Annotated in this window: 8 protein-coding genes; 7 read left to right on the forward strand and 1 reads right to left on the reverse strand. The window is 73.0% G+C overall.

The genetic code is table 11. The features are described from left to right. Positions 1-170 precede the first annotated feature (170 nt). The 3 genes from AB0M52_RS26475 to AB0M52_RS26485 all read left to right on the forward strand — a co-directional run bounded on the left by AB0M52_RS26475 (position 171) and on the right by AB0M52_RS26485 (position 2835). Positions 171-401 (forward strand): hypothetical protein, encoded by a 231-nt coding sequence (locus tag AB0M52_RS26475; protein WP_363958994.1) that lies wholly within the window; start codon positions 171-173, stop codon positions 399-401. Positions 402-506: 105 nt separating this feature from the next. After that, a complete protein-coding gene (locus tag AB0M52_RS26480) occupies positions 507-1826 on the forward strand; it encodes an acyltransferase (protein ID WP_363958974.1) in 1320 nt (439 codons plus the stop codon). Positions 1827-1863: 37 nt separating this feature from the next. Beyond that, positions 1864-2835 carry a DNA primase small subunit domain-containing protein gene (locus tag AB0M52_RS26485; RefSeq protein ID WP_363958977.1) on the forward strand — a complete coding sequence of 324 codons (972 nt, stop codon included), beginning with the start codon at positions 1864-1866 and terminating at the stop codon, positions 2833-2835. A 40-nt stretch (positions 2836-2875) separates the two neighbouring features. Here AB0M52_RS26485 and AB0M52_RS26490 read toward each other — a convergent pair whose 3' ends face one another. Next, on the reverse strand, positions 2876-3382 hold the full coding sequence (locus AB0M52_RS26490; protein WP_363958980.1) for an Lrp/AsnC family transcriptional regulator: 507 nt from the start codon (positions 3380-3382) through the stop codon (positions 2876-2878). A gap of 104 nt (positions 3383-3486) precedes the next feature. Here AB0M52_RS26490 and pdhA point away from each other — a divergent pair, with 104 nt between their 5' ends. From pdhA to AB0M52_RS26510, 4 genes are all read left to right on the forward strand, one after another. After that, positions 3487-4653, forward strand: coding sequence for a pyruvate dehydrogenase (acetyl-transferring) E1 component subunit alpha (gene pdhA / locus AB0M52_RS26495; protein ID WP_363958983.1), 1167 nt, complete (start codon positions 3487-3489; stop codon positions 4651-4653). Then, entirely contained in the window at positions 4653-5669 is a 1017-nt protein-coding gene (locus AB0M52_RS26500) for an alpha-ketoacid dehydrogenase subunit beta (RefSeq protein ID WP_363958986.1), read from the forward strand. Before pdhA ends, AB0M52_RS26500 begins: the two co-directional genes overlap by 1 nt. Then, positions 5666-7159, forward strand: a complete 1494-nt coding sequence (locus tag AB0M52_RS26505) for a dihydrolipoamide acetyltransferase family protein (RefSeq protein ID WP_363958989.1) — start codon at positions 5666-5668, stop codon at positions 7157-7159. The genes AB0M52_RS26500 and AB0M52_RS26505 overlap by 4 nt, the downstream gene beginning before the upstream one ends. Before the next feature lie 285 nt (positions 7160-7444). Next, on the forward strand, positions 7445-8186 hold a 742-nt coding region (locus tag AB0M52_RS26510), incomplete at its 3' end, for an Ig-like domain-containing protein (RefSeq protein WP_363958992.1).

Below are 8186 nucleotides of genomic sequence, written 5' to 3' on the forward strand. Positions count from 1 at the left end.
GCCCACTCCAGCGCTCCGGCCGGATGTGTTGTTACATCCCCGGTGTCATATTTCGTCGCCGGTGGTTCGCGACTTTCGTAGGTGTTGGGCCTCGTGGCGTGTGCCGGTGCGGGCCAGGGGTACGCGGCCCGGGCCCGAGGTACCTATCTGGGAGGTGAACCGTGGCCACGATGGTGAAGGAGCCGGCGAGTCCGGTGAAGGACAAGAACTACGACCTGATCCATGCACTGCAGATGTCGCTGGAACAGATCTGGCGGCTGGAGACGTACATCGCCGACGCGGACGCGCGGGGCGACACGGAACTGGCCAGCTGGTTCCGGAAGATGCAGGAGAACAACCGCAAGGCGGGCGAGCAGGGCAAGCAGATGCTCTCCGCGCGCATCCAGCGGGAGAACGGCTGACCTGCGCGTACGCGGTGGACCGGGTGGGACGTTCCCCTCCCGGTCCTCCCGCTGCCCGCGCCGACGTTCTCCGGGGTCGCCGGTGCCGCTGGTAGCGTGCGCTCGATGGGAAAGACGCTGCCAAGGATCGCCCGGTCACGGGGCACGCTGGCGGACCTGCTCTCCGGACGCAGCAACGGCATCGGGCTGATCCGGCTGGCGCTGGCCCTCGCCGTCGTCGCGTCACACGCCAAACCCCTCGGTTTCGGCGCCAGCGACCTGGGCCATCACCTGTTCGGCGGGCAGACCAACGTCGGCACGATGGCCGTCTACGGCTTCTTCGTGCTCTCCGGGCTGCTGATCACCCGTAGCGCCCGCCGGGCCAGCCTGGGCCGCTACCTCTGGCACCGTGGCCTGCGAATCTTCCCCGCGCTGTGGGTGTGTCTGCTGGTCACCGCCCTGCTGGTGGCCCCGCTGGTGGCGCTGCGCGAGAACGGCACCGTCACCGGGTTCTTCGACAACCCGTGGGAGCGGGGTGGTCCGCTGGCCTACGCCCAGGCGAACTGGTGGACCGGCGTACGGCAGTACGGCATCGACGGACTGCTGGTCGAGACCACACCGTGGGGGCGCAAGGTCGGCTACAGCGTCTTCAACGGCGCGCTCTGGTCGCTGAAGTACGAGATGCTCTGCTACCTCGCGGTGGCCCTGCTGGCCGTGACCGCCGTACTGCGCCAGGCCCGGCGGTTCGTGCTGGCGTTGACGCTCGCCCTCTACGCGGCGGTCGCGCTGAACTGGTGGAGCACCGGACGGTGGAGCGGCCCGGCCGAGACGGTCCGCGGGAGCGTCGAGCTGCCGCTGCTCGGCAGCGCCAGCTACCACTGGCTGCTCTACCTGGGCCTCCTCTTCGCCCTCGGGGCGAGCTTCGACCTCTACCGGGACCGGGTGCCGGTCAACGACCTGCTGGGCCTCGGCTCGGCGGTGGTGCTGGCGCTGTCCCTGCTGGTCGGCGGCTTCACCGTGCTGGGCCTGCCGGCCTACGCGTACCTGCTGATCTGGCTGTCGGTGCGGATGCCCCGCCGGCTGCACGCGGTGGGCCGCCGCAACGACTACTCGTACGGCATCTACATCTACGGGTTCGTCGGCCAGCAGGTGATGGCGAGTCTGGGCTGGAGCCGCTGGGGCCTCGGGCCGTTCGTCCTGCTGTCGGTGGCCGTGGCCTGGGCGGCGGCGTTCCTGTCCTGGAAGCTGGTCGAGCGGCCCGCGCTGCGGCTCAAGGACTGGACCCCGGCGCTGCTGACCCGCCCGCCGGTGCCCGCTGTCGCGCCTCGGGTCCCGGCCACCGGGCACGAGGGTCCCGGTGGCCGGTCCGGCGTCGTCGCCCAACGGCCGGGGCCGGCGGTGGACGCGCCGACCGACGAACTCCCGCGGCTCGGCGCCGGTCGGTAGTCCGCTAACGCCGGCCAGCCCGTCGTACCCTTCAGGCGTGGCGACGGCGGCCGAGGAGATCCAGGTGGGGCAGCGGGTGGTCCGCGTCTCCAGCCCGGACAAGCCGTACTTCCCGCAGCGCGGGTTGACCAAGCTCGACGTGGTGCGCTACTTCCTCGCCGTCGGTGACGGCATCCTGCGCGCACTGCGGGACCGGCCGACCATGCTGGAACGGTGGCCCCGAGGGGTCTTCGAGGGTGCGACCATCGCCACCCGGCAGGACAACCGGGGCGACGCGTTCTACCAGAAGCGGGTGCCGGCCGGCGCGCCCGACTGGGTGGGCACCGCGCACATCACGTTCCCCAGCGGCCGGACGGCCGACGAGGTCGCGCCGGGGGAGCTGGCCGTGGTGATCTGGGCGGTCAACCTGGGTACGCTGCGCTTCCACCCGTGGCCGGTGAACCGGGCCGACGTCGAGCGGCCGGACCAGCTGCGGATCGACCTGGACCCGATGCCCGGTGTGGGCTTCGACCAGGTGGTGCCGGTGGCGCACGAGGTGCATGGCTTCCTCGACGAGCTGGGCCTGGCCGGCTACCCCAAGACCACCGGCGGGCGCGGCCTGCACGTCTACGTCCCGATCGAACCCCGGTGGAGCTTCGGCGACTGCCGGCGCGCAGTGCTGGCGCTCGGCCGCGAGATGCAGCGCCGCCGCCCGGACCTGGTCACCACCACCTGGTGGCGCGACCAACGGGACCGGCCGGTCTTCGTCGACTACAACCAGATGGCGCGGGACCACACGATGACCTCGGCGTACTCGATCCGGCCCACCCCGGCGGCGCTGGTCTCCGCGCCGCTGGACTGGGCCGAGCTGGACGACGCCCGGCCGGAGGACTTCGACGTCACCACCATGCCGGGCCGGTTCGCCGACCGGGGCGACCCGCACGCCGGCCTGGACGGGCGGCGCTTCTCGCTGGACGCGTTGCTGGAGCTGGCCGACCGGGAGGGCCTGGCCGCCCCACCCGAGCGCTGAGCCGCCCGCCGTACCGGCGCGGCCGGCGGCCCGGCTCCGGTCAGGCCCACGGGCTGCGCACCCCGTGGTACTCCTCGAAGACCAGCCAGCTGCGGGTGGACAGCACCCCGGCGATGCGCTGCACCCGGTCCAGCACCACGTCCCGCAGCGTGGCGTTGTCCGGGGCCCGGACCAGGGCCAGCACGTCGTGCTCGCCGCTGAGCAGCGCGACGTGCTCGACGTAGCGCACCTGGGCCAGCTCCGCCGAGACCTCCCGCCAGGTGTCCTGGCGGATCGTCAACGCGATGTACGCCGAGGTGCCCAGCCCGGCCGGCTCCGGGGCGACCCGCGCGGCGAACCCGGTGATCACCCCGTCGCGCAGCAGCCGCTCCACCCGCGCGTAGGCGTTGGTGCGGGACACGTGCACCCGGTCGGCGAGGGTACGGATGGAGATCCGGCCGTCGCGGGCCAGCTCGTCGAGGATGCGCCGGTCCACCTCGTCGAGGGCGGGGGCCGATCGTCCCGTTCCACCCCGCAGGCCCGGCCCCTCGGCGGTCTCCTGGCCCATCGCTGCCTCCCTTCGGTGCCATTCATCCCGCGTTCACCGGGCATCTTGAGTCAATCATCCGACACCAGGAGCATAGGGCCACCACACGTCCAGGAGGTTCCGCCGTGACGACCACCCCCCAGGCGGCCCGCAAGGCATCCCCACGGAAGCGCAAGCCGGCCACCCCGGCCGCGCCCGACCCGTCCGCCGGCCTGCTACCCCAGGCCGACCCGGTGCGGCTGCTGAGCCCGGACGGCACGCCGCTGCCGTCCCGTGCCGACTACCCCGAGCCGCCCGTCGAGGCGCTGCGCGAGATGTATCGGCGGATGGTGATCGGCCGGCGCTTCGACGCCCAGGCCACCGCGCTGACCAAACAGGGCCGGCTCGCCGTCTACCCGTCGTCCCGGGGCCAGGAGGCCTGCCAGGTCGGGGGGGTCCTCGCGCTGCGCGACGACGACTGGGTGTTCCCCACCTACCGCGAGTCGATGGCGCTGACCGCCCGGGGCATCGACCCGGTCGAGGTGCTCACCCTGCTGCGCGGCGACTGGCACTGCGGGTACGACCCGGCCGAGCGGCGCACCGCCCCGCAGTGCACCCCGCTCGCCACCCAGTGCGTGCACGCCGCGGGCCTCGCCTACGGCGAGTCGTACCAGGGGCGCGACACCGTGGCCCTGGTCTACATCGGTGACGGGGCCACCAGCGAGGGCGACTTCCACGAGGGCGTCAACTTCGCCGCCGTGTTCAAGGCACCCGTCGTCTACTTCGTGCAGAACAACCGGTACGCCATCAGCGTGCCGCTGTCCCGGCAGACCGCCGCCCCCTCGCTGGCCTACAAGGGCGTCGGCTACGGGGTGCCCAGCGAGCAGGTCGACGGCAACGACCCGGTCGCCGTGCTGGCCGTGCTCAACCGGGCGGTCGCGCACGCCCGGGCCGGCAAGGGCCCGTACCTGGTCGAGGCGCACACCTACCGGATGGAGCCGCACACCAACGCGGACGACCAGACCCGCTACCGGGACGCCGACGAGGTCGAGGCGTGGCGCGACCGGGACCCGATCGCCCGGCTGGAGACCTACCTGCGGGCCCAGGCCGTCCTGGACGACGCGGCCGTCGCCGAGATCGCCGAGCAGGCCGAGGCGTACGCCGCGCAGCTGCGCGAACGGATGAACGCCCAGCCCACCGTCGACCCGCTGAGCCTCTTCGAGCACGTCTACGCGCAGCCCACCCCGCAACTGGTCGAGCAACGTGAGCAGGTCCGCGCCGAGCTGGCCGCCGCGCAGGAGGAGGACGCCTGATGGCCACCATGACCATGGCGAAGGCGCTCAACGCCGCGCTCGCCGACGCGATGCTCGACGACGAACGGGTCGTCGTCTTCGGCGAGGACGTCGGGCAGCTCGGCGGGGTCTTCCGGATCACCGACGGGTTGCAGGCCCGGTTCGGCGACAAGCGCTGCTTCGACACCCCGCTCGCCGAGGCCGGCATCGTCGGCTTCGCCGTCGGGCTGGCCATGTCCGGGCTGCGCCCGGTGGTCGAGATGCAGTTCGACGCGTTCGCGTACCCGGCGTTCGAGCAGATCGCCTCGCACGTGGCGAAGCTGCGCAACCGCACCCGGGGCGCGCTGAGCGTGCCGATGGTGATCCGGGTGCCGTACGCCGGCGGGATCGGCGGGGTGGAGCACCACTGCGACTCCTCCGAGGCGTACTACGCGCACACCCCGGGGCTGAAGGTGGTCACCCCGGCGACCGTCGCCGACGCGTACTCGCTGCTGCGGGAGGCGATCGACGACCCCGACCCGGTGGTCTTCATGGAGCCCAAGAAGCTCTACTTCGCCAGCGCCGAGGCGGACCTGTCGGCGCGTACCGAGCCGTTCGGCCGGGCGGTCGTCCGCCGGCCCGGACGCGACGCCACCCTTGTCGCGTACGGGCCGGCGGTCCCGGTCGCGTTGGAGGCCGCCGAGGCCGCCCGCGAGGAGGGCTGGGACCTGGAGGTGGTCGACGTACGCACCATCGTGCCGTTCGACGACGCCACCGTCGCCGCCTCGGTCCGGCGTACCGGCCGCTGCGTGGTGGTGCAGGAGGCGCAGGGCTTCGCCGGGGTCGGCGCGGAGATTGCCGCCCGGGTGCAGGAGCGCTGCTTCCACGCCCTGCACGCGCCGGTGCTGCGGGTCTCCGGGCTGGACATCCCGTACCCCGCGCCGATGCTGGAGCACACCCACCTGCCCTCGGTCGACCGCGTGCTGGACGCGGTGGCCCGGTTGCAGTGGGACGACCAGCCCGACCCGCGCTGGCTGACCGAGGGCAGCGCGGCATGACCGAGCGCGTTTTCCTGCTGCCCGACCTCGGCGAGGGGCTCGCCGAGGCGGAGATCGTGCAGTGGCGGGTCGCGGTCGGCGACATCGTCACCGTGGACCAGACCGTGGTCGAGGTGGAGACCGCCAAGGCCGTCGTGGACGTGCCCTGCCCGTACGCCGGCCGGGTCGTCGCCCTGCACGGCACGGAGGGCGAGGTGCGCCCGGTCGGCCAGCCGCTGATCACGGTGGCCGAGCCGGTCGCCGACGGCGCCGGCTCCGGGGCGACCGAACCCGCCGGGCACGCCGTCTACCGCGAGGAGGAGCGGGCCGGCTCCGGCAACGTGCTGATCGGGTACGGCACCGGCCACGGCGGCTCGCGCCGGCGCCGCCGGTCCCGGCTCGCGCCCGCCGGGCACGCGCCCGGGGCGAGCGTGCCGGCCGCCGGGGCGACCCAGGCCGTTCCGGTGTCCCGGCCCGCCGCGTCACCGGCGCCCGCGCCGGACTCCGCGCCAGCCTTGCCCAGCCCGGCGTCGGTTGTGCCCGGCCCGGCGTCAGCCGGCCCCGGCCCGGTGGCGGTGCCGGCACTGGTCATCTCGCCGATCGTGCGGCGGCTGGCCCGCGAACACGGGGTGGACCTGACCACCCTGCGGGGCAGCGGCCCCGGCGGCGTGGTCCGGCGCGCCGACGTGGAGGCGGCGGCCGGTGCCCTGGCCGACGCGGCGCGGGCCGGTACCGCGGGCGTGCCGGTTCGGCTGGCCGTGGTGCCGGACCTGCCGGCGGGCCCGCCGGCGCAGCCGGCGGGGCACGCCGGGCTCGCGCCGGATGTGGTCATCCCGCTGACCGGCATCCGCAAGGCGATCGCCGACAAGCTCTCCCGCAGCCGGCGGGAGATCCCTGAGGTGACCATCTGGGTGGACGCCGACGCCACCGCCCTGCTGGAGACCCGGGCCGCGATCAACGCGGCCCGCCCGGACCGGCCGGTGAGCATCCTCGCCCTGCTGGCCCGGATCTGCCTGTCGGGGTTGCGCCGCTATCCGCAGCTCAACGCCCGGGTCGACACCGAAGGTCAGCGGATCATCCAGTCCGCCGGGGTGCATTTGGGCATCGCCGCCCAGACCGACCGCGGCCTGGTCGTGCCGGTGCTGCGCGATGCCGACCGGCTCACCACCGCGGAACTGGCGGTCGAGCTGGCGGCCACCACCGCGGCGGCCCGAGCCGGCGACCTGCCGCCGGCCCGGCTCACCGGGGGCAGCTTCACGCTCAACAACTACGGGGTGTTCGGCGTCGACGGCTCCACCCCGATCATCAACCACCCCGAGGCGGCACTGCTCGGCGTGGGCCGCATCGTCGACAAGCCGTGGGTGGTCGACGGCCAGCTCGCGGTGCGCAAGGTGACGCAGCTCAGCCTCACCTTCGACCACCGGGTCTGCGACGGCGGGGTGGCCGGTGGCTTCCTGCGGCACGTCGCCGACTGTGTGGAGCAGCCGGCGCTGCTGATCGCCGCCGTCTGATCCGCAGGGACGATCGCCGCGCCCGGCGTCCAGGACAGGACGCCGGGCGCGCTTTCGTGTCCGTCGCGACATCGGCCGTGAATGGCGCGAGCCGGGACACCGGGTCGCAGCCCGCCGCTACCGCCCGGGACAGCGTTGGGAGGCGTTTGCCGGTCGTTGCGGTGCGATTACGGAGAAACGTCTTCTGTGAAATGTGTGCGCTCTTTCGGAAATTGCGTAACCGTCGCTGCGGTGCTGGAGAGAATGTGGCGGAGGAGGACGGAGCAATAAACGGGGGGACGCATCATGGAGTTGAGGGGGCGATTGGCGCTGTTGGCGGTGACCGTCGCAGCGGCACCGCTGGCGCTCGGCGCGTGTACGAGCGACCGCAAGGAGGCCGGGCCCGCAGGGCGGGCCTCCCCGGAGTTGGCGGTGACACCGGCCGAGGGGGCGCGTGACGTACCGATCAGCGGGGAGATCGGCACCGTCGTCAAGCATGGGCGGGTCACCGCCGTACGGATCACCGACGACAAGGGGGCGACGGTCGACGCGGAGCCGCGTGAGGACGGATCCGGGTGGGTGCCGAGCAAGACGTTGCAGCCGAAGCGCACCTACACCGCCGAGGTGACCGCGACCGGCGACAAGGGTAAGACCGTCACCCGCAAGACAACCTTCACGACCCAGCCGAAATCGTCGAAGCAGGCTATCACCAGCACGATGTATTTCGCCGGTAATCGGACGTACGGTACGGCGATGCCGGTAACCGTCGCCTTCGACCCGCCAATTCCGAAGGAGGCCAGGACGGATGTGCAGCGGCGATTGTTCGTGAAGACGGACCCGCCGCAGCCGGGCACCTGGTCCTGGGTTGGCGACGGTAGCCAGGTCTATTACCGGGCGCCCGATTTCTGGCGACCCGGCACGACGATCAGCGTCCGGGCGGCGCTGGAGGGCCTGCCGATCGGCAAGGAGCGCGTCGGCGACGCCGACCGGCGGGCGACGTCAAAGATCGGCCGCCAGGTGGAGTTGGAGATCGACAACGCGAGCAAGC

This window comes from Micromonospora sp. NPDC051296, assembly GCF_040682255.1.
GTDB classification, from domain to species: domain Bacteria; phylum Actinomycetota; class Actinomycetes; order Mycobacteriales; family Micromonosporaceae; genus Micromonospora; species Micromonospora craterilacus.

Excerpts from the sequence above, each read along its gene's own strand:
- AB0M52_RS26475 (WP_363958994.1), top strand. The coding sequence starts at position 171 with ATGGTGAAGGAGCCGGCGAGTCCGGTGAAGGACAAGAACTACGACCTG.
- AB0M52_RS26480 (WP_363958974.1), top strand. The coding sequence starts at position 507 with ATGGGAAAGACGCTGCCAAGGATCGCCCGGTCACGGGGCACGCTGGCG.
- AB0M52_RS26490 (WP_363958980.1), bottom strand. The coding sequence starts at position 3,382 with ATGGGCCAGGAGACCGCCGAGGGGCCGGGCCTGCGGGGTGGAACGGGA.
- AB0M52_RS26500 (WP_363958986.1), top strand. The coding sequence starts at position 4,653 with ATGGCCACCATGACCATGGCGAAGGCGCTCAACGCCGCGCTCGCCGAC.
- AB0M52_RS26505 (WP_363958989.1), top strand. The coding sequence starts at position 5,666 with ATGACCGAGCGCGTTTTCCTGCTGCCCGACCTCGGCGAGGGGCTCGCC.